This window comes from Streptomyces coelicoflavus (assembly GCF_045041415.1).
Classification (GTDB): domain Bacteria; phylum Actinomycetota; class Actinomycetes; order Streptomycetales; family Streptomycetaceae; genus Streptomyces; species Streptomyces coelicoflavus.
The window spans coordinates 2,463,706-2,488,756 of record NZ_CP108218.1; the positions used below are offsets into that span (position 1 = coordinate 2,463,706).

At 72.4% G+C, this 25,051-nt stretch carries 24 protein-coding genes and 1 pseudogene; 5 read left to right on the forward strand and 20 right to left on the reverse strand.

What is annotated here, in order from left to right; translation table 11 throughout:
* Positions 1 to 6: 6 nt before the first annotated feature.
* The 11 genes from OHA99_RS10670 to OHA99_RS10720 form a co-directional block, all read right to left on the reverse strand.
* Positions 7 to 591 (reverse strand): GNAT family N-acetyltransferase, encoded by a 585-nt coding sequence (locus OHA99_RS10670; RefSeq protein ID WP_153177815.1) that lies wholly within the window; start codon positions 589 to 591, stop codon positions 7 to 9.
* The gene (locus tag OHA99_RS10675) at positions 569 to 2,815 is read right to left on the reverse strand and encodes an MMPL family transporter (protein ID WP_405695505.1); all 2,247 of its coding nucleotides are present in this window, start codon (positions 2,813 to 2,815) and stop codon (positions 569 to 571) included. Before OHA99_RS10675 ends, OHA99_RS10670 begins: the two co-directional genes overlap by 23 nt.
* Positions 2,816 to 3,058: 243 nt before the next feature.
* Positions 3,059 to 4,573 carry an Asp-tRNA(Asn)/Glu-tRNA(Gln) amidotransferase subunit GatB gene (gene gatB / locus OHA99_RS10680; protein ID WP_153177817.1) on the reverse strand — a complete coding sequence of 505 codons (1,515 nt, stop codon included), beginning with the start codon at positions 4,571 to 4,573 and terminating at the stop codon, positions 3,059 to 3,061.
* A gap of 15 nt (positions 4,574 to 4,588) precedes the next feature.
* Entirely contained in the window at positions 4,589 to 4,828 is a 240-nt protein-coding gene (locus OHA99_RS10685; protein WP_007444751.1) for a hypothetical protein, read from the reverse strand.
* On the reverse strand, positions 4,825 to 6,318 hold the full coding sequence (gatA, locus tag OHA99_RS10690; RefSeq protein ID WP_366473806.1) for an Asp-tRNA(Asn)/Glu-tRNA(Gln) amidotransferase subunit GatA: 1,494 nt from the start codon (positions 6,316 to 6,318) through the stop codon (positions 4,825 to 4,827). Before gatA ends, OHA99_RS10685 begins: the two co-directional genes overlap by 4 nt.
* Positions 6,319 to 6,321: 3 nt before the next feature.
* Positions 6,322 to 6,618, reverse strand: coding sequence for an Asp-tRNA(Asn)/Glu-tRNA(Gln) amidotransferase subunit GatC (gatC, locus tag OHA99_RS10695; protein ID WP_003973500.1), 297 nt, complete (start codon positions 6,616 to 6,618; stop codon positions 6,322 to 6,324).
* A gap of 307 nt (positions 6,619 to 6,925) precedes the next feature.
* Entirely contained in the window at positions 6,926 to 9,154 is a 2,229-nt protein-coding gene (gene rmdB / locus OHA99_RS10700) for a cyclic Di-GMP phosphodiesterase RmdB (RefSeq protein WP_153177819.1), read from the reverse strand.
* A gap of 258 nt (positions 9,155 to 9,412) precedes the next feature.
* Entirely contained in the window at positions 9,413 to 11,620 is a 2,208-nt protein-coding gene (gene ligA, locus OHA99_RS10705; RefSeq protein ID WP_405695509.1) for an NAD-dependent DNA ligase LigA, read from the reverse strand.
* Positions 11,621 to 11,634: 14 nt separating this feature from the next.
* Complete coding sequence (locus tag OHA99_RS10710) at positions 11,635 to 12,630, reverse strand: methionine synthase (RefSeq protein ID WP_153177821.1); 996 nt, start codon at positions 12,628 to 12,630, stop codon at positions 11,635 to 11,637.
* A 165-nt stretch (positions 12,631 to 12,795) separates the two neighbouring features.
* On the reverse strand, positions 12,796 to 13,485 hold the full coding sequence (locus tag OHA99_RS10715; RefSeq protein ID WP_164244715.1) for an SDR family oxidoreductase: 690 nt from the start codon (positions 13,483 to 13,485) through the stop codon (positions 12,796 to 12,798).
* 27 nt (positions 13,486 to 13,512) lie between these two features.
* Positions 13,513 to 14,052: a TIGR00730 family Rossman fold protein gene (locus OHA99_RS10720; RefSeq protein WP_153177823.1), complete on the reverse strand. Its 540-nt coding sequence runs from the start codon at positions 14,050 to 14,052 to the stop codon at positions 13,513 to 13,515.
* Positions 14,053 to 14,147: 95 nt separating this feature from the next.
* Here OHA99_RS10720 and OHA99_RS10725 point away from each other — a divergent pair, with 95 nt between their 5' ends.
* On the forward strand, positions 14,148 to 14,480 hold the full coding sequence (locus OHA99_RS10725; protein ID WP_153177824.1) for a DUF427 domain-containing protein: 333 nt from the start codon (positions 14,148 to 14,150) through the stop codon (positions 14,478 to 14,480).
* A 37-nt stretch (positions 14,481 to 14,517) separates the two neighbouring features.
* A complete protein-coding gene (locus OHA99_RS10730; RefSeq protein WP_194279913.1) occupies positions 14,518 to 15,297 on the forward strand; it encodes an alpha/beta fold hydrolase in 780 nt (259 codons plus the stop codon).
* Positions 15,298 to 15,337: 40 nt separating this feature from the next.
* Here OHA99_RS10730 and mnmA read toward each other — a convergent pair whose 3' ends face one another.
* Complete coding sequence (gene mnmA, locus OHA99_RS10735; protein ID WP_405695513.1) at positions 15,338 to 16,468, reverse strand: tRNA 2-thiouridine(34) synthase MnmA; 1,131 nt, start codon at positions 16,466 to 16,468, stop codon at positions 15,338 to 15,340.
* A gap of 61 nt (positions 16,469 to 16,529) precedes the next feature.
* Here mnmA and OHA99_RS10740 point away from each other — a divergent pair, with 61 nt between their 5' ends.
* Positions 16,530 to 17,240, forward strand: a complete 711-nt coding sequence (locus tag OHA99_RS10740; RefSeq protein WP_153177826.1) for an N-acetylmuramoyl-L-alanine amidase — start codon at positions 16,530 to 16,532, stop codon at positions 17,238 to 17,240.
* Between the two features lie 80 nt (positions 17,241 to 17,320).
* On the opposite strand, the gene OHA99_RS10745 is transcribed toward OHA99_RS10740, so the two are convergent.
* The gene (locus OHA99_RS10745) at positions 17,321 to 18,235 is read right to left on the reverse strand and encodes a hypothetical protein (protein ID WP_153177827.1); all 915 of its coding nucleotides are present in this window, start codon (positions 18,233 to 18,235) and stop codon (positions 17,321 to 17,323) included.
* Between the two features lie 142 nt (positions 18,236 to 18,377).
* Complete coding sequence (locus OHA99_RS10750) at positions 18,378 to 18,815, reverse strand: hypothetical protein (protein WP_405695515.1); 438 nt, start codon at positions 18,813 to 18,815, stop codon at positions 18,378 to 18,380.
* 215 nt (positions 18,816 to 19,030) lie between these two features.
* On the opposite strand from OHA99_RS10750, the gene OHA99_RS10755 reads away from it, so the two are divergent.
* On the forward strand, positions 19,031 to 20,074 hold the full coding sequence (locus tag OHA99_RS10755) for a helix-turn-helix domain-containing protein (RefSeq protein ID WP_228126102.1): 1,044 nt from the start codon (positions 19,031 to 19,033) through the stop codon (positions 20,072 to 20,074).
* Between the two features lie 70 nt (positions 20,075 to 20,144).
* Here the strand turns inward: OHA99_RS10755 and OHA99_RS10760 are convergent.
* The 5 genes and pseudogenes from OHA99_RS10760 to OHA99_RS10780 form a co-directional block, all read right to left on the reverse strand.
* Positions 20,145 to 20,439: pseudogene (locus tag OHA99_RS10760) on the reverse strand (transposase); the annotation flags it as partial.
* Between the two features lie 24 nt (positions 20,440 to 20,463).
* Positions 20,464 to 21,290, reverse strand: a protein-coding gene (locus OHA99_RS10765; protein WP_266570432.1) for an IS5 family transposase whose coding sequence is annotated in 2 segments (ribosomal slippage) — positions 20,464 to 20,939 and positions 20,939 to 21,290 — 828 coding nt in all. Because the reading frame shifts where the segments join, the coding sequence is not laid out codon by codon here.
* A 228-nt stretch (positions 21,291 to 21,518) separates the two neighbouring features.
* A complete protein-coding gene (locus OHA99_RS10770; RefSeq protein WP_366473799.1) occupies positions 21,519 to 22,688 on the reverse strand; it encodes a cysteine desulfurase family protein in 1,170 nt (389 codons plus the stop codon).
* A gap of 80 nt (positions 22,689 to 22,768) precedes the next feature.
* Positions 22,769 to 23,071, reverse strand: coding sequence for a DUF4190 domain-containing protein (locus OHA99_RS10775; RefSeq protein WP_153177831.1), 303 nt, complete (start codon positions 23,069 to 23,071; stop codon positions 22,769 to 22,771).
* A 34-nt stretch (positions 23,072 to 23,105) separates the two neighbouring features.
* Positions 23,106 to 23,273: a hypothetical protein gene (locus OHA99_RS10780; protein WP_007444824.1), complete on the reverse strand. Its 168-nt coding sequence runs from the start codon at positions 23,271 to 23,273 to the stop codon at positions 23,106 to 23,108.
* A gap of 127 nt (positions 23,274 to 23,400) precedes the next feature.
* Here OHA99_RS10780 and OHA99_RS10785 point away from each other — a divergent pair, with 127 nt between their 5' ends.
* Entirely contained in the window at positions 23,401 to 24,027 is a 627-nt protein-coding gene (locus OHA99_RS10785; RefSeq protein ID WP_153177832.1) for a TetR family transcriptional regulator, read from the forward strand.
* Between the two features lie 85 nt (positions 24,028 to 24,112).
* Here the strand turns inward: OHA99_RS10785 and OHA99_RS10790 are convergent, their stop codons facing one another.
* Positions 24,113 to 24,973: a thioesterase family protein gene (locus OHA99_RS10790; RefSeq protein ID WP_381502421.1), complete on the reverse strand. Its 861-nt coding sequence runs from the start codon at positions 24,971 to 24,973 to the stop codon at positions 24,113 to 24,115.
* Positions 24,974 to 25,051 lie beyond the last annotated feature (78 nt).

Sequence of the window (25,051 nt, forward strand, 5' to 3'; positions counted from 1 at the left end):
GGTCCCTTAATGATCCTTCTGCGCGGCACGCGCGCGTGCCTCACGTGCCGCACGCCACTCGGGCGCGAGCACCGCCCACACCTCGATGTCCTGGCGCACGCCCCGGTAGGGGGCGCTCTCGCGCAGCACTCCCTCACGCATCATGCCGAGTCGACGCGCGGCGTTGACACTCGGGGTGTTCGCCGACGAGGCGTGCCACTCCACGCGGTGCATGCCGCGCTCGTCGAAGGCCCAGTCGATCAGCACGCGTGCGCCGCGCGCGACCAGGCCGCGGCCCGTCCCGGCGGGCTCCAGCCAGCAGCCGATCTCGCAGACGCCGGTGGCGGCGTCGAAGACCCGGTAGAGCAGGCCGCCGACGAGCGTGCCGTCCAGCCACAGCCCGTGCAGGAAGCCGCTGTCGGCGGCGTGCCGGTCGGCATATGCCTGGAGCACCGCGCGCGCGGACTCGACGTCGGTGGCCTTGGCGCCGAAGGGGATGTGCTCGGTGATGAACTCCCGCCCCCGGTCGAGGTGGGCGAGGAACTCCTCGGCGTGCCAGGTCTCCAGGGGGCGCAGTTCGGCTCCGTCGTCACCCAGTGGTATCGCGTACATCCTGCTGCCGTTCCTCCTCCGCGAGGACGTCCGCCACGTCGGCGTCCGTCACCGCGGCCAGCCTCTCATGGGCGGCCCGGCACTCGGGCGGCTCGATGCTGATGCGCGGCAGGAGGGCGTCCAGGCGGCGCGGCAGCCACCAGTTGGCGCGGCCGAGCAGGTGCATCAGGGCGGGCACCAGGAGGGTGCGCAGGACGAAGGCGTCCAGGGCGACGGCTGCGGCCAGCGCGATGCCGAACATGGCGATCACCCGGTCGCCGCTGAGGACGAAGGCGAGGAAGACCGAGATCATGATGACGGCGGCGGAGTTGATCACGCGGCCGGTCTCGGCGAGCCCGACCCGGACGGCCCGGCGGTTGTCGCCGGTCTCCAGCCACTCCTCGTACATCCGGCTGACCAGGAAGACCTGGTAGTCCATGGAGAGCCCGAAGAGCACCGAGACCATGATCACGGGCAGGAAGGGTTCGATCGGCCCCGCGCTGCCGAGGCTGAGCAGTTCGCTCCCCCAGCCCCACTGGAAGATCGCGACGACCACGCCGAAGGCGGCGGCCACGGCGGCGACGTTCATGGCGGCGGCCTTGAGCGGGATGCCGACGGACCGGAAGGCCAGCAGGAGCAGCAGACAGCCCAGGCCGATGACGACGCCGACGAACAGGGGCAGCTTGCCGACGATGACGTCGGCGAAGTCGTCGTAGCCGGCCGTCACCCCGCCCACGTGCACGTCGAGCGCGGTGCCGGCCTCGGCGCGCGGCAGCACCTCGGAGCGCAGCCGCTCGACCAGGTCGCTGGTGTCCTCGGACTGCGGCGCCGACTCGGGTACGACGGTGAGGTACGCGGCGTCGCCGCCGGAGTTGTACATCACCGGCGTCACCGAGGAGACGCCCTCGGTGGTCCGCAGGGTGGCGTCCAGGTTGTCCAGGGCGAGGCGGTCCTCGGCGCCGCGGACCTCGGTGACCAGGGTGAGCGGGCCGTTGACGCCGGGGCCGAAGCCGTCGGCGAGGAGGTCGTAGGCCTGGCGGGTGGTGGTGCCCTTGGGGTCGTTGCCCTGGTCGGAGGTGCCGAGGCGCAGGCCGAGGGTGGGCAGGGCGACGACGGTGATGACGACGAGGGCGAGCGCGCCGAGCAGTTTCGGGTGGCGCTCGACGAAGGCCGACCAGCGGGCGGCGAACCCGGTCGGCACCTCGGGCTCGGGACCGTGCTCGGCGAGCCGGCGCCGCTCGCGCCGGCTGAGCGCGCGCGGTCCGATGTACGACAGCAGGGCGGGCAGCAGCGTCACGGAGGCGGCGACGGTGAGGAGCACGGTCAGCGAGGCGGCGACGGCGACGCCGTTGAGGAAGCTCAGCCGGAGGATCAGCATGCCCAGCAGGGCGATGCAAACGGTGGCACCCGCGAACACGACGGCTCGTCCGGTGGTCGCCACGGCGTCGGCGGCGGCGTCCGCCACGGACAGGCCCCGCTTCAGCCCGCGCCGGTGTCTGGTGACGATGAACAGGGCGTAGTCGATGCCGACGCCGAGTCCGACGAGGGTGCCCAGCATGGGCGCGAAGTCGGCGACGGTCATGGCGTGGCCGAGGAGGGTGATGCCCGCGTAGGCGGTGCCGACGGAGACCAGCGCGGTGGCGATGGGCAGCAGGGCCGCGGCGACGGAGCCGAAGGCGACGAAGAGGACGGCCGCGGCCACGGCCACGCCGACGGCCTCGGCGAGGTGGCTGCCGCCGGACTCGGTGAGCGCTATGGCACCGCCGCCCAGTTCGATCCGGAGTCCGTCGGTCTCGGCTGCCTCCGCGGTGTCGACGACGGCCCGTGCCTGGCCCGGGTCGATGTCCTGGGAGGCGGCCCCGAAGGTGACGGTGGCGTACGCGGTGTCGGCGTTCTCGCTGATCAGGGGCGAGTCGGCGTCGTGGTACGGGTTGGTCACCGCGGCCACCCCGGGCAGCTCCGCGATGCGGTCCAGCGTGCGGGTCATGGCCTGTTCGACGTCGGCGGCGCGGACGGTGCCGGACGCGGTGTGCCAGACGATCGTGTCGCTGTCGCCGCCGAGGTCGGGAAAGCGGGACTCCAGCAGCCGGAAGGCGCGGTCGGAGCCGGTGTCGGGGATGCCGTAGTCGTTGGAGTACGCGGAGCCGGCGACCGTGGCGGCCGTGGCGACGCCGCCGAGGGCGAACAGCCAGAGCAGAACGGTGACGAGGCGACGTTGAACACACCAGCGTGCGAGGGCTGCCACGAACGTGCTCCCAGGGGTGTCTGATTGTCGATCTTTGACCGGGAACACCCGGAAAGCCGGGAACACCGGGAACGGGCATCCATGGAGTGAACCGCCCGCAAAGAACGCATGAGCAATGCGGAATCACTCTTGCAGCCAGAAGTGATCCTTTGCGGACTTAGTGGCCTTATTCACAACAACAGCCCTGGGGGGACGCGCCGTGCTCGGCGCGTCCCCCCAGGGCTCATGGCGTCGTACCGGGTGTCAGCCCTCGGTGACGCCCAGCTTCTCCAGGATCAGCTCCTTGACGCGGGCCGCGTCCGCCTGGCCCCGGGTCGCCTTCATGACCGCGCCGACCAGGGCTCCGGCCGCGGCCACCTTGCCGCCGCGGATCTTGTCCGCGATGCCCGGGTTGCCGGCGATGGCCTCGTCGACGGCGGTGGTCAGCGCGCCCTCGTCGGAGACGACCTTCAGGCCGCGCTGGTCGACGACCTCGTCCGGCGTGCCCTCACCGGCGAGGACGCCGAGGATGACCTGGCGGGCCAGCTTGTCGTTCAGCTCGCCCTTGGTCACCAGCTCGGCGACGCGGGCGACCTGGACCGGCGTGATGGCCAGCTCGTCGAGCGCCTTGCCCGACTCGTTGGCACTGCGGGCCAGCTCGCCCATCCACCACTTGCGGGCGGAGGCCGCGTCGGCACCGGCGTCGATCGTGGCGACGATCGGGTCCAGCGCTCCGGCGTTGAGGATGGACTGCATGTCGTTGCCGGAGATGCCCCACTCCTCGCGGAGCCTGCTGCGGCGCACCAGCGGCAGCTCGGGCAGCCCCGACCGCAGCTCCTCGACCCACTCGCGGGACGGGGCGACGGGCACCAGGTCGGGCTCCGGGAAGTACCGGTAGTCCTCGGCCTCCTCCTTCACGCGGCCCGAGGTGGTGGACCCCGTGTCCTCGTGGAAGTGGCGGGTCTCCTGGATGATCGTGCCGCCGTCGTTCAGCACGGCGGCGTGCCGCTGGATCTCGAAGCGGGCGGCGCGCTCGACGGAGCGCAGCGAGTTGACGTTCTTGGTCTCGCTGCGCGTGCCGAACTTCTCCCGGCCGTGCGGGCGCAGCGACAGGTTCACGTCGCAGCGCATCTGGCCCATCTCCATGCGGGCCTCGGACACGCCGAGGGCACGGATGAGCTCGCGCAGCTCACGCACGTAGGCGCGGGCCACCTCGGGGGCACGCTCGCCCGCTCCCTCGATCGGCTTGGTGACGATCTCGATGAGCGGGATGCCGGCGCGGTTGTAGTCGAGCAGGGAGTGCGAGGCGCCGTGGATGCGGCCCGTCGCGCCACCGACGTGCAGCGACTTGCCGGTGTCCTCCTCCATGTGGGCGCGCTCGATCTGGACGCGGAAGGTCTCCCCGTCCTCCAGCTGCACGTCGAGGTAGCCGTCGAAGGCGATCGGCTCGTCGTACTGGGAGGTCTGGAAGTTCTTCGGCATGTCCGGATAGAAGTAGTTCTTCCGGGCGAAGCGGCACCACTCGGCGATCTCGCAGTTCAGCGCGAGACCGATCTTGATCGCCGACTCGACGCCGGTCGCGTTGACGGCCGGGAGCGCGCCGGGCATGCCGAGGCAGACGGGGCAGGTCTGGGTGTTGGGGTCGGCACCGAGCGCGGTCGAACAGCCGCAGAACATCTTGGTGTGGGTGCCGAGTTCGACATGGACCTCGAGGCCCATGACGGGGTCGTACGACGCGAGTGCGTCCTCGTACGACACCAGGTCGGTCGTGGTGGTCACGGTGAAACTTCCCTCTCAGCCCAGCAGGACGTCGTCGTCGCCGAGACGCTTCAGCTCGCGGTACAGGATGGCGAGGTTGGTGACGACGGCGGCTCCGGTGACGACGGCGTCGAGCAGTCGCAGCGTGTCGCTCTCGCCACGGGCCTTCTTGATCTGCTTGTAGACCCCGACGGCGCCGAACGCCGACGTGGCCATCGAGACGTACAGACCGGACTTGGACTTCTTGAAGCCCTTGGCCTTGGTCAGTGCACTCACAGCGACGGAGCCTCCTCGATCAGCGGGTGGCCCCACTTTTCCACGAAGGCGGCCTCGACGGCGGCGCCGACCTTGTAGAGCCGGTCGTCCTTCATGGCGGGGGCGATGATCTGCAGACCCACCGGCAGGTTGTCCTCGGGCGCGAGGCCGCAGGGCAGCGACATGGCCGCGTTGCCCGCCAGGTTGGTGGGGATGGTGCACAGGTCGGCCAGGTACATCGCCATCGGGTCGTCGGCGCGCTCGCCGATCGCGAAGGCGGTGGTCGGGGTCGTCGGCGAGACGATCACGTCGACCTGCTCGAAGGCCCGCTCGAACTCCTGCTTGATGAGGGTGCGGACCTTCTGGGCGCTGCCGTAGTACGCGTCGTAGTACCCGCTCGACAGGGCGTACGTGCCGAGCATGATGCGGCGCTTGACCTCGGGGCCGAAGCCGGCCTCGCGGGTCAGGGAGGTGACCTCCTCGGCGGAGTGCGTGCCGTCGTCGCCGACGCGCGCGCCGTAGCGCAGGCCGTCGAAGCGGGCGAGGTTGGAGGAGCACTCGGAGGGCGCGATCAGGTAGTACGCGGAGAGCGCGAGGTCGAAGGACGGGCAGTCCAGCTCGACGATCTCGGCGCCCAGCGACTTCAGCAGCTCGACGGACTCGTCGAAGCGCTGGACGACACCGGCCTGGTAGCCCTCGCCGCGGAACTGCTTGACGACGCCGACGCGCATGCCGTCGACGCTGCCGTTGCGGGCGGCCTCGACGACCGCGGGGACCGGGGCGTCGATGGAGGTGGAGTCCATCGGGTCGTGCCCGGCGATCGCCTCGTGCAGCAGGGCCGCGTCCAGGACCGTGCGGGCGCAGGGGCCGCCCTGGTCGAGGGAGGAGGAGAAGGCCACCATGCCGTAGCGGGACACGCCGCCGTACGTCGGCTTGACGCCGACCGTGCCGGTGACGGACGCGGGCTGGCGGATGGAGCCGCCGGTGTCGGTGCCGATGGCGAGCGGGGCCTGGAAGGCCGCGAGGGCCGCGGAGGAACCGCCGCCGGAGCCGCCGGGGATCTTGGTGAGGTCCCAGGGGTTGCCGGTCGGGCCGTAGGCGCTGTTCTCGGTGGAGGAGCCCATGGCGAACTCGTCCATGTTGGTCTTGCCGAGGATGACGACGTCGGCGGCCTTGAGGCGCTTGGTGACGGTCGCGTCGTACGGCGGGATCCAGCCCTCGAGGATCTTGGAGCCGACGGTGGTGGGGACGCCCTCGGTGGTGAAGATGTCCTTGAGGGCGAGGGGGACGCCGGCCAGCGGGCCGAGCTTCTCCCCGCGCTCGCGCTTCTCGTCGACGGCGCGGGCCTGGGCCAGCGCGCCCTCGCGGTCGACGTGCAGGAAGGCGTGCACCTTCTCGTCGACGGCCTCGATGCGGGCCAGGTGGGCCTCGGTGACCTGGACGGCGGTCAGCTCGCCGGAGGCGATCTTCGCGGCGATCTCGGCCGCGGTGAGCTTGATGATGTCGCTCATGGCTTATTCCTCCCCCAGGATCTGCGGCACCTTGAAACGCTGCTGCTCCTGGGCCGGGGCGCCGGACAGCGCCTGCTCGGGCGTGAGCGACGGACGGACCTCGTCCGGCCGCATGACGTTCGTCAGCGGGAGCGGGTGCGAGGTCGGCGGTACGTCTTGGTCGGCGACCTCGCTGACGCGGGCGACCGCGCCGATGATGTCGTCCAGCTGTCCCGCGAAGTGCTCGAGCTCTTCGGGCTTCAGCTCCAGACGCGCCAGCCGGGCGAGGTGGGCGACCTCCTCGCGCGTGATGCCAGGCATGCAGCGTTCCTCTGGGTGAGTGTGTGGTCGGGGCACTTCGGCCGGGGCAAGGCGCTTGCTCCGGTCGATTCGGCCCAGTCGGTTTGGCCCAATCCTATGGGTCCGGGCACCGTGGCCGTTAAACGGTTTCCCCCGGGTCCGCTCGGGACAACGACCGCGGTGGCGAAGTGAGCGCCGGCCCCACCACGCCGGGCGCGCCGTAACCGGTGGTGGCCGGACCGGGCGGGAACAGGAAGCGGTACCCGGTCGGCAGCGCGGCGCGCCGCCGCGGGCCGGCGGTCGCGCGCCACGGGCGGCGGGGCTCAGGTCACTCGTCGGACGCCGCCGCGGGCAGTGCGGCGGCGGCCCGCACCCAGCCCCTCGAACCCCGGGCCAGCAGCCAGGCCGTGGTTTCCTCCGGCGGCATCGCGGCCGCGACCAGCCAGCCCTGGACGGCGTCGCAGCCGAGGTCCCGCAGGCGCTCCCAGGTCTCGTCGTCCTCCACGCCCTCGGCGACGACGAGCAGGCCGAGGGAGTGGGCGAGGTCGACGGTGCAGCGCACGATCTCGGCGTCCTCGTTGTCGATGGCCAGCCGGGCCACGAAGGAGCGGTCGATCTTCAGCTCGCTGACGGGGAGCCTGCGCAGGTGGACGAGGGAGGAGTAGCCGGTGCCGAAGTCGTCGAGGGACATCTTGACGCCGTGCCCGGTCAGCGCGTTGAGGGTGTCGGCGGCGCGCTGCGGATCCTCGAGCAGCACGTGCTCGGTGATCTCGAGTTGGAGCGCTCCCGCGGGAACGCCGTGCCGGGCGAGCCGGGCGGCCACCGAGCCCGCGAACCCGGGGGTGTGGACGTCGCGCGGGGAGACGTTGACCGCGACCGGCACGAACAGGCCCTGCGCGCGCCAGTGGGCGACCTGAGCGAGCGCCGTCTCCAGGACGTACTCGGTGAGGTGGGGCATCAGCCCGGAGGACTCGGCGATGGCTATGAACTCGTCCGGCGGCACCTTGCCGCGCTCGGGGTGCACCCAGCGCACCAGGGCCTCCAGGCCCGCCACCTGACCGTCGAAGCGGACCTTGGGCTGGTAGTGCAGCTCGACCTCGTGGGCGTCCAGGGCCCGGCGCAGGTCGCCGAGGAGGCCGAGCCGGTCCGGGGTGTTGGAGTCCCGCTTGGACTCGTAGACCTCCACCCCGGTGCGGTCCCGCTTCGCCTGGTACATCGCCACGTCCGCGCGGCGCAGCAGTCCCTCGGCGTCCAGCGCGTGGTCGGGGAAGACGGCCACCCCGGCGCTGGCCTCCAGGACCAGCGTGAGCCCGTCCAGGTCCATGGGCGAACTGAGCGCGGACACCAGGCCGCGGGCGATCCGGGTCGCCGACGTGGTGGAGTCGGCGACGGGCAGTAAGACGGCGAACTCGTCACCGCCGAGCCGCGCGGCCTCCGCCCCGCGCGGCAGGGCCTGCCGCAGCCGGTCGGCGGTCTGCAGGAGCAGCCGGTCCCCGGCGAGGTGGCCGAGCGTGTCGTTGACCGACCGGAAACGGTCGAGGTCGATCAGCATCAGGGCGGCACGGGCGCCGATGCGCTCGGCGTCGTCCAGCGCGCTCCAGGTGCGCTCCAGGAGCCACTGCCGGTTGGGCAGGCCGGTGAGCGGGTCGCGCAACTGCTCCTCGGCGCGGGCGCGGGCGATCCACAGCGTGGAGTCGAGGGCGATGAGCGGGATGGCGAACAGCGGCAGCAGCATCGGCTTGGCGACGGCGACGACGCACACCAGCGGGGCGATGCCGAGCAGGGCGACGGCGACCAGGCCCTGTCTGACCAGGGCGGTGCGGGCGACGGTGGGAAGCCCGGGACGCGGGGTCTGGAGGTACCACAGCAGGGCGCGGGTGACGGCGAGGTAGGCGACGGCGACGAGCGCCACCTTGGGCGCCGCGTACATGCCCCAGGTGTCGGGGTCCCAGGGGTGCTCGACGGACGGTACGGAGCCGCAGGCGCCGAGGAGCAGGGCACCCGCGGCGATGCCGAGGATGTCCACCGCGCCGTGCAGGACGCCCTGCCGCCAGCGGCCCCGGCGGGCTATGCCGACCAGGACGACGACGGTGAGGCTGACCATGCCGGCCGGGATCCAGCCGTACAGCAGCAGGACGGCGAGGGTGAGGGCGGCGCCCGAGCCGGTGCCGCCCCACCAGCGGGAGCGGCCGAGCATGACCAGGTGGCCGACCACGATGCCGGCCAGCACGGCCAGGGCCCAGCCGACGGTGCCGGACGGGAAGAGGGCGTGGCCGTCGCTGAAGGCCCGGTAGAAGCCGGCGCCCAGGACGAAGGCGGCGGTCGTGACGATCGCCGCGGGCAACGCGGGCCAGGACAGGTGCCGTTCGGCGTCCGGGTCGGCGGGGCCGTGGAGGTGCCCGGTCGTGTGGCCGGTGGCCTGCGGCACGCGGGTGCCCGCCACGGGACGCGGGACGCCACCCTCGCGTTGCCCGTGCCGCCGGCTCACGTGCCACGCGCCCACCATGCGACGCAGGCGCAGCCGTGAGCCCGCGGCGGCGCTCTCGGTCGGTTCCATTCCCGTCCCTCTCACAGCCGGCGGTGCCCACGCCACGCGGCCCCCGCCTCGACCACCTTCAACGGCTCCGCGTGGGAGACCCCTTCCCCTGTCACTCGGGGCAGGGGGGTGCCCCGACCGCGGCTGGCCACGGCGGGCGCACAACCTCAACAGTAGGCCGCGGAAGGCTTTCAGGGGCACTGGTCGTCGACGGTTGCCCGAATGCCACCCGGCCACCCGTATGCATCTGATATGCGCCGATCGGGTGGCCTTCAACCGCTATTCCTCAGCCGAAAGCGCGACAGCCTCCGCCGCTTCGGCTCCTTGTTCGAGCAGAACGGCGAAACCCTCCTCGTTCAGAACCGGCACTTTCAGCTGCATCGCCTTGTCGTACTTCGACCCGGGGTTGTCACCGACCACGACGAACGAGGTCTTTTTGGACACCGAACCGGTCACCTTGGCGCCCCTGCTCTGGAGTGCCTCCTTGGCGCCGTCCCGGGTGAAGTTCTCCAGGGTGCCGGTGACGACGACGGTGAGTCCCTCGAGCGGGCGCGGCCCCTCGTCCTCCCCCGTCGAGTGGTCCTCCAGCGGAACCCCGGCCGCTTTCCACTTGCGGACGATCTCGCGGTGCCAGTCCACGGCGAACCACTCCTTGACGGCGGTGGCGATGGTGCCGCCCACGCCGTCCGTGCTCGCCAGCTCCTCCTCGGTGGCCTGTTCGATGCGGTCGACGGAGCGGAACTCCCGCGCCAGCGCCTGGGCGGCGACCGGTCCGACGTACCTGATGGAGAGGCCGTTGATGAACCGGGCCAGCGGGCGGGCCTTGGCGTCCTCGATGTGCTTCAGCAGCGCGAGGGTGTTCTTCTTCGGCTCGCCCGCCTTGTTGGCGAAGACCATGGCGGTCTTCTCCTCGCCGGTCTCCGGGTCGCGCTTGGGCAGCCCGCTGTCCGGGTCGAGGACGTACGCCTTGATGGGCAGCAGCTTCTCGACGGTGAGGTCGAAGAGGTCGCCCTCGTCCACGAGCGGCGGCTCGGACGGCTCCAGCGGCCCGGTCAGCGCGGCCGCCACGACCCCGCCGAAGTGCTCGATGTCCAGGCACTCCCGGCCGGCGAGGTAGGCGACCCGCTCGCGCAACTGGGCCGGGCAGGCGCGGGCGTTGGGGCAGCGGAGGTCGATGTCGCCCTCCTTCATGGCCTTCAGCGGCGTCCCGCACTCGGGGCACTCGGCCGGCATCACGAACTCCCGCTCGCTGCCGTCCCTCAGGTCGGCGACCGGCCCGAGGATCTCGGGGATCACGTCACCGGCCTTGCGGAGCACCACGGTGTCGCCGATGAGCACGCCCTTGGCCTTGACGACCTCCTGGTTGTGCAGCGTGGCGAACTCCACCTCGCTGCCGGCCACGGTGACCGGCTCGACCTGCGCGTACGGCGTGACGCGGCCGGTGCGGCCGACGCCCACCTTGATGTCGACCAGCTTGGTGTTGACCTCCTCCGGCGCGTACTTGTAGGCGATGGCCCAGCGGGGCGCGCGGGCGGTGGAGCCGAGCCGGCCCTGGAGGCGGATCTCGTCGAGCTTGACGACGACGCCGTCGATCTCGTGCGCGACGGAGTGCCGGTTCTCGCCGTAGTACGCGATGAACTCCCGTACGCCGTCCAGGCCGTCGACCACCCGGTTGTGCGGGGACGTCGGCAGTCCCCAGGTCTTCAGCAGGTCGTACGCCTGGGAGAGGCGGGTCAGACCCGAGTAGCCCTCCAGGGTGCCGATGCCGTGGACGACCATGTGCAGCGGGCGGGAGGCGGTGACGCGCGGGTCCTTCTGGCGCAGCGAACCGGCCGCCGCGTTGCGCGCGTTGGCGAAGGGCTTGTCCCCCGCCTCGTTCAACCGGGCGTTGAGTTCCTGGAACTTCTCCATCGGGAAGTACACCTCGCCGCGGATCTCCACGCGGTCGGGGACCCTGTCGCCCGCCAGGCGCTCGGGGATCTCGGCGATGGTGCGGACGTTGGGGGTGATGTCCTCGCCGGTGCGGCCGTCGCCGCGGGTGGCGGCGCGGACCAGGCGCCCGTCCTCGTAGGTGAGGTTGACGGCGAGTCCGTCGACCTTCAGCTCGCACAGGAAGTGGTACTCCTGCTCGCCCAGCTCCTTCGCGATGCGGTCGAACCAGGCGGCCAGCTCGTCGTCGTTGAACGTGTTGTCCAGGGAGAGCATCCGCGTGGGGTGCTGGACGGCCGTGAACTCGGTCGCGTAGGCACCGGCGACCTTCTGGGTCGGGGACTCGGGGGTGCGCAGCTCCGGGTGCCGCTCCTCCAGCTCCTCCAGGGTGCGCAGCAGCCGGTCGAACTCCGCGTCGCTGACGACGGGCGCGTCGTTCACGTAGTACCGGAAGCGGTGCTCCTCGATCTGCTCGGCGAGCCGCATGTGCCGCTCCCGCGCCTCGGCGGGCACGCTGGTCGTCTCCGCCTGCTCGTCGCCCTGCTTGTCGCCGGCCACCGTATGTCCTCCCGTTACTCTGGGTTGTCCGCGAGGGAACTCGCCGCCCGGACGCAGTGGGCGAGCGCGCGCCGGGCGTACTCCGGGGAGGCACCCGCGAGTCCGCACGCCGGAGTGACGGTGACCGCCTCCGCGAGCAGCTCCGGACGCAGCCCCAGCCTGCGCCACAGCGTTCTGACACCCATGACGCTACCGGCAGGGTCTGACAATGCGGTGTCCGTGCCCGGCACGACACCGGCGAACAGCCGGGTGCCACCCTCGACGGCCTCGCCGATCGCGTCGTCGTCACGCTCGGTGAGGAGCGAGAAGTCGAAGGAGACGCCCGCGACGCCCGCCCGGCGCAGCAGGGCGAACGGCACGTCCGGTGCGCAGGAGTGGACCACGACGGGGCCGCCGTCGTGCACCCCGGCGACCTCGCGCAGCGTCGCCTCCACCACCTGGCGGTCGACGGCGCGGTGGGTGCGGTAGCCGCTGGCGGTGCGGATCTGCCCCCGCAGGACGGCGGTGAGGGAGGGTTCGTCGAGCTGGAGGACCGGGCGGGCGCCGGGGACGCGGCGCCGGATCTCCGCCAGGTGCAGGCGCAGGCCCTCGGCGAGCGAGGCGGCCAGGTCGCGGCAGGCGCCGGGGTCGGAGAGGACCGCCTCGCCGCCCCGCAGTTCCAGGGCGGCGGCGAGGGTCCACGGGCCGACGGCCTGGACCTTCAGCGGGCCCTCGTATCCCTGGGTGAACTCCTCCAGGGCGTCGAGGTCCTCGCCCAGCCAGGCGCGGGCGCGTTTGGTGTCCCGGCCCGGCCGGTCGCCGAGCCGCCAGCCGCTGGGCTCCACGCGCGCGTAGAGCTCGACGAGCATCCCGGCGGTGCGGCCGATCATGTCGGCGCCGGGGCCGCGGGCGGGCAGTTCGGCGAGGAAGGGGAAGTCCTCGAAGCTGCCGGTGGCGGTCTTGGCGGCCTCGCGGGCGTCGTGGCCCGGGAGGCTGCCGATGCCGGTGGCGGGGGCGAAGGTGTCGTTCACGGGGCAAGCGTACGCAGGGGTGCGGGGCTTGTTTTCGCCCCCGCCGCCCCTTCCCGTCCCCGTCCCCGGGGGCTGCCGCCCCCGGACCCCCGCTTCGGCCTGAACGGCCTCGTCCTCGAACGCCGGACGGGCTGAAGCATCCGCGCCGGCGTCTCGAAGGAACCCTTACCGCCCCGGGCGCACCGTCAGGTCGTTGACCTCGGCGTCCCTCGGGAGGTCCAGGGCCATCAGGATGGTCGTGGCGACGGACTCGGGGTCCATCCACTTCGCCGGGTCGTACTCCTTCCCCTCCTGCTGGTGGACCTTGGCCTGCATGGGGCTGGCGGTGCGGCCGGGGTAGACCGAGGTGACGCGGACGCCGTTCGCGTGCTCCTCCTGGCGCAGGGCGTCGGCGAGCGCCTTCAGGCCGTGCTTGGAGGCGCCGTACGCGGCCCAGCCGGCGTGGGCGTTGAGCCCGGAGCCCGAGTTGACGAAGATCACCTGGCCCTGCGCGACGCGAAGCTGGGGCAGCAGGAGGCGGGTCAGCTCGGCGGGGGCGACCAGGTTGACGTTGAGCTGGTTGGTCCAGGTCTTCGGGGTGAGGTCACCGACCGGTCCGAGGTCGACGACCCCGGCGATGTGCAGCAGCGAGTCCACCCGGTCGGGCAGCGTCTGGTGGGAGAGGGCCCAGGACAGCTTGCCGGGGTCGGACAGATCGCCGACCAGCGTCTTCGCACCGGGGAGGGCGGCGGCGAGTTCCTTCGCGCGGCCCGCGTCGCGCGCGTGCAGCACGACCTCGTCGCCGCGTGCGTGCAGGCGGCGGGCGACGGCCGCGCCGATGCCGGAGCCCGCTCCGGTGATCACATGTGTAGCCATGCCCGCCATGCTCGCACCACCGGCGTCCTACTCGATGCCCTGGCTCTCCTCCAGGTAGGCGAGCGCGCCCACCGGCTCCTCGGCGAAGAAGACCAGCTCGGTGAGGGGGCGGGGCAGGAAGCCCTCGTCCTCCATGCGGCGGAACTGCTCCTTGAGGCCGTCGTAGAAGCCCGCGGTGTTGAGCAGGACCACCGGCTTGTCGGTGTGCCCGTGCTTCTTCAGCTCCAGGATCTCGGTGGCCTCGTCGAGGGTGCCGGTGCCGCCCACCATGATGACCACGGCGTCGGCCTGCTCCAGCAGCAGCCGCTTGCGCTCGGCGAGGTCCTTCGCGACCACCATCTCGTCGGCGCCCTCACGCGCCTTGGCCGCCAGGAAGTCCACCGAGACCCCGAGCAGCCGACCTCCGGACTCCTGCACTCCGTCGGCCACGACCTTCATCAGGCCGACGTCCGAGCCGCCCCAGACCAGGGTGTGGCCGCCCTTGCCGAGCAGTTCGGCGAACTCCTTGGCGGGGCGCGTGTAGCGCTCGTCGAGGTCGGCGGCGGAGAGGAAGACGCAGATGTTCATGGCCTCCACCGTACGGCCCGGTCCGGAGGGGAAGAACCCGAGCTACGGGGACGCTGTAGTACGTGACGCAGACCACTGCCACCAGGAGGACGACCGTGACCAGGGGACTCAAGGGACACGTCATCACCGTCGAGCCGAGCGACCGGCACGTGCGCGTGGTGCACGGCGGGCAGGTGCTGGCGGAGAGCGACGCGGCACTCGTCCTGCACGAGACGGGCTGTCCCGACCGGTACTACATCCCGCCGCAGGACGTGCGCCTCGACCTGCTGACGCCGTCCGGCACGACCACCCACTGCCCCTTCAAGGGCGACGCGTCCTACTGGTCGCGCCCGGACGCGGCGGACCTGGTGTGGGCCTACCCGGACCCGAAGCCGGAGGTGGCGGAGATCAAGGACCACCTCTGTTTCTACGAAGTCGAGGTGTCCTGAGCCATGAAACACCTGCCGTAGGGCAGTCTGCACAGGCATGGAGATGACGACTGTTTCGCGTGACGGCACCCGCATCGCCTACGAACGCTCCGGGCGGGGCCCGGTGGTCGTGCTCGTCAGCGGCGCGATGTCGACCGGTGCCACGACGGCGCCGCTGGCCGCCGAGTTGTCGGACCGTTTCGATGTCGTCGTGTACGACCGCCGGGGGCGCGGCGAGAGCGGCGACACGGCGCCCTACGCGGTGGAACGCGAGATCGACGACCTGGCGGCGCTGGTCGAGGCGGTGGACGGCGAGGCGTCGCTGTACGGCATGTCGTCGGGCGGTGCGCTGGTGCTCCGGGCGGCGGCGAGCGGTCTGCCGCTGCGCCGGGCCGCCGTGTACGAGGTGCCGTACGCCGTGGACGACGCGGCCGCGCGGGCCGCTGCCGAGTACACGGAGCGGCTGACCGAGGCACTGGGGCAGGGCAGGCGCGGGGACGCCGTGGAGCTGTTCCTGCGCCACAGCGGGCTGGGCGAGGACATGATCCGGGGTGCCCGGCAGTCCCCCATGTGGGCGGGGATGGAGTCGGTGGCGCCGAGCCTGGCGTACGACGACGCCGTGCTGGGCGACGGCCGGGTGCCCCGTTCCGAGATCGCCGGGATCACCGTCCCCCTGCTGGTGCTCGCGGGCGGCGCGAGCGACGCGTGGTGGCACGAGGCGGCCCGTGCGGTCGCGGAGGCGGCTCCCGACGGCAGGTACGGCACCGTGGACCGGCAGACCCACATGGTGGAGCCGGGCGTACTGGCGCCGGTGCTGGCGGAGTTCCTCGCCGGATGAGCCGGCTCCCGTGCGAGCGCCGGCGCGCTGCCCGGAGGGCTCAGGCCGCGCCCGCCGTGGCCCGCGTCGTCGACGCGATCGTCGCCGAGCCCACCACGCGCGTGCCGTCGTACAGCACGATCGCCTGGCCGGGGGCGACGCCCCGTACCGGCTCGGTGAAGGTCACCTCCAGGGTGCCGTCGACGAGTTCGGCGCGGACCTCGGTCTCGCCGCCGTGGGCGCGGAGCTGGGCGGTGTAGGTGCCGGGGCCGGTGGGGGCGGCGCCGCACCAGCGGGGCTTGATGGCGGTGAGGGCGTCGACGTCGAGGGCCTCGGCCGGACCGACCGTCACGGTGTTGTTCACCGGGGAGACGTCCAGGACGTAGCGCGGCTTGCCGTCGGGGGCCGGGGTGCCGATCCGCAGGCCCTTGCGCTGGCCGATGGTGTAGCCGTAGGCGCCCTCGTGGGTGCCGAGCCGGTTGCCCGCCTCGTCGACGATGTCGCCCTCGGCCTTGCCCAGCCGGCCCGCGAGGAAGCCCTGGGTGTCGCCGTCGGCGATGAAGCAGATGTCGTGCGAGTCGGGCTTCTTGGCCACCGCGAGGCCCCGGCGCTCGGCCTCCGCGCGGATCTCGTCCTTGGTGGTGACCGTGTCGCCGAGCGGGAACATGGCGTGGGCGAGCTGGCGGTCGTCGAGGACGCCGAGGACGTAGCTCTGGTCCTTGGCCATGTCGGAGGCGCGGTGCAGCTCGCGGACGCCGTCCTGGCGGAGGATCACCTGGGCGTAGTGGCCGGTGCAGACGGCGTCGAAGCCGAGCGCGAGGGCCTTGTCGAGGAGGGCCGCGAACTTGATCTTCTCGTTGCAGCGCAGGCACGGGTTGGGGGTGCGCCCCGCCTCGTACTCGGCGACGAAGTCCTCGACCACGTCCTCCCGGAAGCGGTCGGCGAGGTCCCACACGTAGAACGGGATGCCGATGACGTCGGCGGCGCGGCGGGCGTCCCGCGAGTCCTCGATGGTGCAACAGCCCCGGGCGCCCGTGCGGAAGGACTGCGGGTTCGCGGAGAGCGCCAGGTGGACGCCGGTCACGTCGTGCCCCGCCTCGGCCGCGCGGGCGGCGGCGACGGCGGAGTCGACTCCGCCCGACATGGCGGCGAGGACGCGGAGGGGACGGGTGCGCTGCGGGGTCTCAGTCATAACTCCTCCAGAGTACGGGGGAAGCGGGAACCGGGGCGCGCGAGTATGCGTTGAAGATCGTATGGGGGCGAACCAGGGATCCGCGGGTGGGTCCGCGAGCGGCGGGTCCGGGGACGGCGACCGGCGCATCGGGCGGCGGGCGCTGATCGTCGGCGGTGCGGCGGCGGCCGTGGGCACCGGTGTGCTGGCCCGCGACGAGCTGTCCCGGCTGTGGTGGCGGATGCCGGGCGTCGAGCGGCCCCGCGAGGACGGCGTGGTCGACTACGCGGGCGCGCGCTGGGTGGCGGCGTCGGACGCGAACTGGCGGCGGGCGGACCGGCCGGACGACTTCGGCATCGACATGGTGATCGTCCATGTCACCCAGGGCAGCTTCGACAGCGCCGTGCGAGCCTTCCAGGACCCGGGCCACAAGGCGGCCGCGCACTACATCGTCGGGCAGGACGGGCGGGTCACCCAGATGATCCGCGAGCTGGACGTGGCGTACCACGCGGGCAACCGCGACTACAACGAACGCAGTGTCGGCATCGAGCACGAGGGCTTCGTGGACCGCCCGCAGGACTTCACCGACGCGATGTACGCCGCCTCCGCGCGGCTGACGGCGGGAATCTGCGCGCGGTACGACATACCCGTGGACCGGAAGCACATCCTCGGCCACGTGGAGGTGCCGGGCACCGACCACACCGACCCGGGGCCGCACTGGGACTGGGACCGGTATCTGAAGCTGGTGCGGCGGGCGGCCACGAGCCGCCCGGCCGACAGAGCGTCCGGCTGAGGGCCGGAACCGGTCGGCCGGGTCGGGATCAACGCCGTACCGATGGGAGACCGGGGCCGGACGGGCCGGCGCCGCCGTGGTCAGGAGGGTGTCGGGGCGGTGGATGCCAGGACCCGGCGGGCCGCCGCGTCCTCCCTCCGGTGCAGGGTGCGCCACTCGGCTACCGGCCCCGGATGGGTGTCCAGCCAGTGCCGCTGCGCCGCGGCCAGCCGGGTGTAGGCCCGCTCCAGGTAACCGGTGCCTGCTTTGCAGGCCAGGTCGGCCCGCGCCGACGGATGCGTGGCGTCGGCTCCGGTCGGCAGGTCGGCGGCGAGCCGCGCGGGATCGTCGGCGGTGATTCCGGCCTCGGCCATGCAGGCGCGCCAGCGCGCGGTGACGGCCCGTTGGGCCGCGTCCTTCCGAAGGGCCCGCACGGCGTCCCGCTCCCCCTGGTCGAGCACGAGCCGCAGGGTCAGGTCCCGGACCCGTCCGTCCTCGCCGAGCAGGTGCTCCTGTGCCTCGGCGAGACACCCCGTCGCCGGCCTGGTCACCCGGATCACCTCGTTGTGGGCCGAGATCCTGCGGTCGGGATCGCCGTACAGGGCGCGTGTGAAGTCCTCGCCGCGGGGCTGCTCGGAGGGCTGCGGCACCGGCTGTCCGCCGTCGGCGGGTGCGTCGTGGGGCTCGAAGCCGAACGGCGCGGAGTCCGCACCGGAGTCGTCGCTCGCGGCGGGGGCGGGCGTGTAGGTGAATCCGCGGTCGGCCATGCAGGCGGCCACCAGCCGTTGTTCCGCCTCGTGGGCCCGCCGCGTGGCGTCGGTCGGTGTACGAAGCAGGCCGTGGAAGGGCAGCCGGGACCGCAGCACGTCGAGCCGGTGCGCCGCCGGTTCGGCGGTCGGGGGCGCGGCGGCCGGGGAGCGGCCCGTCAGCACCCAGGCGGCCGTCGCGACCAGGACGAGCGGCACCAGGACGAGCAGGACGGCACGGGCCTTCCGGCGTGGTCTTCTTGGGAGCATGACGGGGCTTTCCTCCAGGGTGCGTGACCGTGCGGCTTCTGCCCGTCCTGCGGGGCGCGCGGGCCCGGTGCGCGCGCCTCGCGCGCACCGGGCCGGACGAACGGGTGGCGGACCGTCCCGGTGGGTGGCCGCCGGGCGGGACTCAGTAGCAGTTGATGCTGGTCGTGCCCCGCAGGCGCAGTGAGCTGGCCCGGTTCTGCAGGCTGCCGGGGAGGTAGTCGACCTGGGAGCCGGGGTTCACGCAGAAGATGAAGCCGCCCCAGTCCGTGCCGACTCCGGCGTAGTAGTGGCTCTCGTAGCCGCCGGTGCTGGAGTTGCTGGCGGAGACCACGTTGTTGTGCACGGTCTGGCCACCGCCGGACCGGCTGGTGAGCTGGTTGAAGGTGTCGTTGCGGAAGTCGCTGTCGGTGTTGTAGTAGGAGTGCCGGGCCGAGTTGCCGATGCCCAGGTAGAACACACAGTGGTAGCCGGACGCACAGTTGTCGCCGGCCGACGCCGGGCTCGCGCCCAGCAGCAGGCCCGCCGACGCGGCCATGGCGGCCAGGCCGGCGACGGCCGTCACCCTTTTGCGTGCACGCATTCGTCTTCCCTCTCCCTGTGGAACGGACGGAGGTCCGGCCTCCGCCCGTCAGGACGGGTGAGCCGGAACGCGGGACCAGCCTGTCCCGGGTGTCCCTGTGCGTCATGCGCTGCGGGCGCACAGCGGTTGTCCGAGAGCGCACTGGCACCCGCGGATCGTGGTCGGGACACTTTGGACCGTCGGGGCGGGGGCGATCCGGAGGAGGACGGGGGGACGTGTTGACCGTTTTCGACGTCGACGGCTTACCTGTGAGGGAACGGACGTCGGCGTGGGCCGAGGCCGCGTCGAACGCCCTGGTGCCCCAGCGCTTCCGTTTCCCCGCGCCGCAGGAGTTCCACGCGCGGATGACCGGAATGCCGCTGGGCGTGGCGGAGCTGCTGCACATGACGTACGGCCCGCTGGTCACGGAGCGCACGCCGAAGGACATCAGGCGCCAGGACCCGGAGTACTACCAGCTCGGCTGCACGATCCTCGGGGAGCAGGGCATCGAACAGGCCCGCAACCAGGCACTGCTGGGGGCCGGGGAGATGGTCCTGTACGACAGCTCGGTGCCGTTCACGGCACGGTCCGGGCTGTCACCGGGCACGTCGGGCTCCTACGTGCTCCAGTTCCCGAAGCAGTCCATGCGGCTCTCGCCCCAGCGGGTGCGGAGCCTGGTGGCGGTACCGCTGCAGGCGCGGACGGGGGTCGGCCGGCTGCTGTTCCAGCTACTGGCCGGCATCGAGGAGCAGTTCGAATCGTGTTCGCCGCGCGATCTGGTCCAGCTCGGTCAGACGGCCATCGATCTCACAGCGGTCCTGCTGGGCCGGCACGCCGACCGTGCGCCGGTGTTGCCGCCGGAGTCACGGCAGCACGTGCTGTTCCTGCACATGGTGGCGTTCATCGACCGGAACCTGGCCGATCCCGGCCTCTCGCCGTGCGCCATCGCCTCCGCGCACGGGGTCTCCCTGCGCTACCTGCACCGTGTCTTCCAGATCGAGGGCACGACGCCCACGCGGTTCGTCCGGGAGCAGCGCCTCGCCCGCTGCCGGCGCGATCTCGCGAACCCGGCCCTCGGGAACGTTCCGGTCCATGCGATCGGGGCCCGTTGGGGCTTTCCGCGCGCCTCCGACTTCAACCGGGTCTTCCGCGCCGCGGCCGGTGTCCCGCCGGGCCGGTACCGGGCACTGGCGACGCACCACGCGGCGGCTCCGCGGAGTCCCGAGCCGTACGCGCGGACGACCCGGTGGGCGGCCCCCGCACGCCCCGACGACGAGTGATGCCGACCGGGGGCTAAGTCCGGGGTGCCGGAGACACCGGGGTGCTGGGCGCCGGAGACCGCACTATTGCGCAACCGCTGCCAGACGCCGGCCTCGTTCCAGTCCCGCAGGCGGCGCCAACAGGTCATGCCCGAGCCGAAGCCCAGCTCCTTCGGGAGGTACTCCCACTGGATCCCGGTGTGCAACACGTACAGGATCCCGCACAGCACCTCCCGGTCCGGCAACGGCCTGCGGCCCGGGTACCGGAAGCGCCGCTCGCGCTGCGGCAGCAGCGGCTCCAGGCGATCCCACAGCTCATCCGACACGATCCATGGCGAAGTCCCCACACCGCACCGAACGCTCAACTCCCGCCCCGGACACGGCAACCAGGGGCGATCCACCTCATTGTGTTAGCCGCTGCAACAGAGACGTTGGGCGTGGCGGTGGGTGATCAGGCAGACGGCGAGGCCGAGGAATGCTTCGTGAATGTCGTCGCGTCGTTCCCAGCGGATGCGTAGGCGGCGGGAGCCGTGGAGCCATGCGATCGTGCGCTCGACGACGTAGCGGAACACGCCCAGGCCGGTGCCGTGTGGTTGGCCTCTCTTCGCGATCATGGGGCGGATGCCTCGCTGCCAGAGCAGGCGACGGTACTTGTCGTGGTCGTAGCCGCGGTCGGCCAGCAGCGCGTCGGGGCGTCGACGGGGTCTGCCGACCCGGCCCGCAACGGCGGGAATCTCGTCGAGAAGCGGCTCGAGTTGGGTGACATCGTTGCGGTTTCCGCCGGTCAGCGACACCGCGAGTGGGATGCCCTGTCCGTCGACGATGAGGTGGTGCTTGCTGCCCGGGCGTGCACGGTCGACCGGGCTGGGCCCGCTTTTGGGCCCCGCCGGGTGGCCCGCACGTGCGAGGAGTCGATCACCGCCCGTTCCCAGTCCAGCTGGTTGTTCGACCGAAGCTTCTCCAGCAGCAGTACGTGCAGCTGGTCCCAGACGCCGGCCTCGTTCCAGGCCGCCAGGCGCCGCCAGCAGGTCATGCCCGAGCCGAAGCCGAGTTCCTGGGGCAGGTACTCCCGCTGGATGCCGGTGTGCAGGACGAAGAGGACTCCGCACAGGGCCTGGCGGTCCGGCACCCGCGGTCTGCCCTCGACCTTCTTCGGACCCGGCTCCGGCAGCAACGGTTCGATCAGCGACCACAGTTCGTCCGACACGATCCACGGCCGCGGCTGACGGTTTCCCATGCCCAGACATACGAGCAGAGAGGCCGACTGACTCATGATCAGCAGCTTTTGTTAGAGCCAGTAAGGGTGCCGGGGCCGAGGGGGCGAACACCCGACGGGGCCCGGAGCCGGAGACCGGGGACCGGAGACGCCGGGGGCGGGGCCCTGCCCGGGGTGCCCGTCCTCGATGTGGCGGCCGTCCGTGACGCGGGCCCGTGCGGACGGCGCCCGGGCACCCCGGCCCAGTCCCTACGACAGCCCGGCCGCCCGGGCGCGTTCCACCGCGGGGCCGATCGCCTTGGCGAGCGCCTCCACGTCGGCCTCGGTCGAGGTGTGGCCGAGTGAGAAGCGCAGGGTGCCGCGGGCCAGGTCGGGGTCGGTCCCGGTGGCCAGCAGGACGTGGCTGGGCTGGGCGACGCCCGCGGTGCAGGCGGAGCCGGTGGAGCACTCGATGCCCTGGGCGTCGAGCAGGAGGAGGAGCGAGTCGCCCTCGCAGCCCGGGAAGGTGAAGTGGGCGTTGGCCGGAAGACGCCCCTCGGGTGCCGGGTCGCCGCCGAGGATCGCGTCCGGGACGGCCGTACGGACGGCGTCGACCAGGTCGTCGCGCAGGGTGCCGATCTCGCGGGCGAACCACTCGCGCCGCTCGGCGGCGAGGCGCCCGGCGACCGCGAAGGAGGCGACGGCGGGGACGTCGAGGGTGCCGGAGCGCACGTGGCGTTCCTGGCCGCCGCCGTGCAGGACGGGCACCGGGGTGTACTCCCGGCCGAGCAGGAGTGCGCCGATGCCGTAGGGGCCGCCGATCTTGTGGCCGGAGACGGTCATGGCGGCGAGCCCGGAGTCGGCGAAGTCCACCGGGAGCTGGCCGAAGGCCTGGACCGCGTCGGCGTGCAGCGGCACGTCGAACTCGGCGGCCACGTCGGCGAGTTCCCGCACCGGCATGATGGTGCCGATCTCGTTGTTGGCCCACATCACGGTGGCGAGGGCGACGTCGCCGGGGTCGCGGGCGACGGCCTCGCGCAGCGCCTCGGGGAGGACGCGCCCGTGGGCGTCGACCGGGAGGTACTCGACGGTGGCGCCCTCGTGCTCGCCGAGCCAGTGGACGGCGTCGAGGACGGCGTGGTGCTCGACGGGGCTGGCCAGGACCCGGGTGCGGGCCGGGTCGGCGTCGCGTCGGGCCCAGTACAGGCCCTTGACGGCGAGGTTGTCGGCCTCGGTGCCGCCGGAGGTGAGGACCACCTCGCTGGGGCGGGCGCCGAGCGCCTCGGCGAGGGTCTCGCGGGCCTCCTCGACGGTGCGCCGCGCGCGGCGGCCGGACGCGTGGAGGGAGGAGGCGTTGCCGGTGACGCTCAGGTGCGCGGTGAGTGCCTCGACTGCCTCGGGGAGCATCGGGGTGGTCGCGGCGTGGTCGAGGTAAGCCATGGTGGGGCCGATTCTACGGGCGGGCTCCGCCGGGCCTGGACCGAGGCCGCCCTCGTCGGTCCCCTGACGCCCTCTTTCGGTCAGAGACTCCAGGACATCGTGTTGTCCGCGGACATGAACACCGCCAGGACCAGCAGGTCGGCGACGCCCAGGCCGAGACCGAGGAGGGCCCGGCCGCGGCGGGCGGTGCCGCGCCACAGGGCGACGCTCGCGAGGGCGATGGCGATCGGGCCCAGGAAGACGTTGAGGACGAGCAGGCCGAGCAGGCCGAGGACGAAGGCGGCGACGGCCATGCCGTCGGTGTCGTGGATGCCGGTGCGGCGGGCGGTACGGGTGGTGCCCTTGGCGTCGGTGGTGCGGCGGGCCGGTGCGGTGAGCTGCATGACGTTCTCCCTGCCGTGCGTCGGTGGAGGCGGGTCAGTGGGCGGAGGTGCTCCGCCGGCGGCCGTGCCGCTCGCGGAGGGCGAAGACGCCGAGCCAGACGGCGATGACCAGTCCGGCCGCGACCGAGAAGGTGAGCGGTGCGTGGGCGACGGTGCCCATGACCACCCCGAGGAGCAGGAGTGCGACGACGAGAAACAGCATGGCGCGGATCCCCCAACCTTGCGTAGACGCTTCGGTGAACATTTGTGGTTACAGTTGTTCACTGACTCCTCAGTCTAGCGCGCCGCACGGCTTTTCAATTCCGGAGAACAGTTGTTAACTGCATGGCATGAGTCACACCCCCGGCGTTCGGCAGGCGCAGAAGCAGAAGACCCGGCAGGCGCTCCTGGACGCGGCGCTCGGCCTGCTGGAGGAGCAGAGCCTGAGCAGCCTGGGGCTGCGTGAGGTCACGCGCGCCGTGGGCGTCGCCCCGACCGCCTTCTACCGGCACTTCCACTCCACGGCGGATCTCGGGGTGGCGCTGGTCGAGGAGGCGCTGGGCAGCCTCCACCCGATGATCCGGACCACGATGTCACCGGCCGAGGACGACGACGAACGCATCGACCGCGCGGTCGAGCTGATCGCCGGTCACGTGGCCGCACACCCGGCCCACGTCCGCTTCATCGCGCGGGAGCGGCACGGCGGGGTACAGCCGGTGCGCCGGGCGATACGGGAGCAACTGGCGCGGTTCGCCGAGGAGGTGAGGGCCGAGCTGGCCACGGACGCGTCGGCGGCGGGCTGGAGCGAGACCGACCTGCGCATGCTGGCGGGCCTCTACGTCGACCAGATGCTGATCACGGCGTCCCTCTTCCTGGAGACGCTGGACGCCCCGGACGACGAGCGCCGCCGCGCCGTCGAGACGGCACGGCGGCAACTGCGGCTGATCAGCGTCGGCCGCACGCACTGGCTGGACTGAGTCCGGCTGGACCGAGTCCGGCCGGACTGAGCACCGGCCGGTCCGAGCCCTGACCGGACCGAGGTGCACCAGCAGTGCCCCCGGGTCAGCCGAGCCGGACCCGGGCCAGCTGGCGGGACTGGGCGACCAGGCGGTCGGCGCTGTCCCAGACCTCGGCGTCCTCCTCCAGGAAGCCGCCGGCGAGGTTGCGGGTGGTGATGGAGACCCGCAGCGGGCCCGGCGCGGGGCGACAGCGCACGTGCGCGGTCAGCTCGACCGTCGGCACCCAGCCCTTGAGCCCCAGTTCGAAGGCGGTCGGCGGCAGCGCGTCCACCGCGAGGAGCAGCGAGAGCGGGTCGGCGTCGCGGCCGTCGGCGAGGCCGAACCAGGCCCGCATCTCGCCCCGGCCGGAGGGCTGCCCCAGCGCCCAGCCCAGCGTGGCGGGGTCCAGCTTGAGCATCAGCCGGTCGGCGATGGCCGAGCTGCCGTCGACGGGGGCGGGGCCGTCCTGCGGGCCGAAGCACTGGTCGGCCGGCGGGATCGCGGGCGGCTTCGCCGAGGTGCGGACGTCGTCGGGCAGCGCGTCGAGGTCGCCGCAGGAGGCGAGGACGCGGATGCGCTCGACCTCGTTGCCCTCGTCGTCGTACTGGAGCAGGGAGGCCTGGCCGGTCGAGAGGGAGCGCCCCGTGCGGACGGTCTCCGTGCGCACGACCGCCGGGCCCGGCTGCGAGGCGGTGAGGTAGTGCGCCGAGATGGTGAAGGGGTCGGGGTGCGGGAGCGCGTCGCCGAGGGCCCGGCCCAGGACGGCCAGCAGGTAGCCGCCGTTGACGGCGTTGATGATCGTCCAGCCGGCCGACAGGTCGATGTCGTAGACGCCGGGGGCGCGTCGGGTGACGGCGGTGTCCCGGTCGAACTCGCTGTCGCCGATGGTGGCCCGTACGGCCGCTGCGGAGGCTGCTTCTGGCATGACTGCACGGTACAACAGGAAACTACTAAGCGGTAGCTTTCTGCTTCGTTCCCGGCCCGCCCCGCGCCGCCGCCGACC

Excerpts from the sequence above, each read along its gene's own strand:
- rmdB (WP_153177819.1), bottom strand. The coding sequence starts at position 9,154 with ATGGAACCGACCGAGAGCGCCGCCGCGGGCTCACGGCTGCGCCTGCGT.
- OHA99_RS10790 (WP_381502421.1), bottom strand. The coding sequence starts at position 24,973 with ATGCCAGAAGCAGCCTCCGCAGCGGCCGTACGGGCCACCATCGGCGAC.
- OHA99_RS10740 (WP_153177826.1), top strand. The coding sequence starts at position 16,530 with ATGGGGGCGAACCAGGGATCCGCGGGTGGGTCCGCGAGCGGCGGGTCC.
- OHA99_RS10750 (WP_405695515.1), bottom strand. The coding sequence starts at position 18,815 with ATGCGTGCACGCAAAAGGGTGACGGCCGTCGCCGGCCTGGCCGCCATG.
- OHA99_RS10730 (WP_194279913.1), top strand. The coding sequence starts at position 14,518 with ATGGAGATGACGACTGTTTCGCGTGACGGCACCCGCATCGCCTACGAA.
- mnmA (WP_405695513.1), bottom strand. The coding sequence starts at position 16,468 with ATGACTGAGACCCCGCAGCGCACCCGTCCCCTCCGCGTCCTCGCCGCC.
- OHA99_RS10670 (WP_153177815.1), bottom strand. The coding sequence starts at position 591 with ATGTACGCGATACCACTGGGTGACGACGGAGCCGAACTGCGCCCCCTG.
- OHA99_RS10780 (WP_007444824.1), bottom strand. The coding sequence starts at position 23,273 with ATGCTGTTTCTCGTCGTCGCACTCCTGCTCCTCGGGGTGGTCATGGGC.
- gatA (WP_366473806.1), bottom strand. The coding sequence starts at position 6,318 with ATGAGCGACATCATCAAGCTCACCGCGGCCGAGATCGCCGCGAAGATC.
- OHA99_RS10720 (WP_153177823.1), bottom strand. The coding sequence starts at position 14,052 with ATGAACATCTGCGTCTTCCTCTCCGCCGCCGACCTCGACGAGCGCTAC.
- OHA99_RS10785 (WP_153177832.1), top strand. The coding sequence starts at position 23,401 with ATGAGTCACACCCCCGGCGTTCGGCAGGCGCAGAAGCAGAAGACCCGG.
- OHA99_RS10715 (WP_164244715.1), bottom strand. The coding sequence starts at position 13,485 with ATGGCTACACATGTGATCACCGGAGCGGGCTCCGGCATCGGCGCGGCC.
- OHA99_RS10770 (WP_366473799.1), bottom strand. The coding sequence starts at position 22,688 with ATGGCTTACCTCGACCACGCCGCGACCACCCCGATGCTCCCCGAGGCA.
- OHA99_RS10775 (WP_153177831.1), bottom strand. The coding sequence starts at position 23,071 with ATGCAGCTCACCGCACCGGCCCGCCGCACCACCGACGCCAAGGGCACC.
- gatC (WP_003973500.1), bottom strand. The coding sequence starts at position 6,618 with ATGCCTGGCATCACGCGCGAGGAGGTCGCCCACCTCGCCCGGCTGGCG.
- OHA99_RS10745 (WP_153177827.1), bottom strand. The coding sequence starts at position 18,235 with ATGCTCCCAAGAAGACCACGCCGGAAGGCCCGTGCCGTCCTGCTCGTC.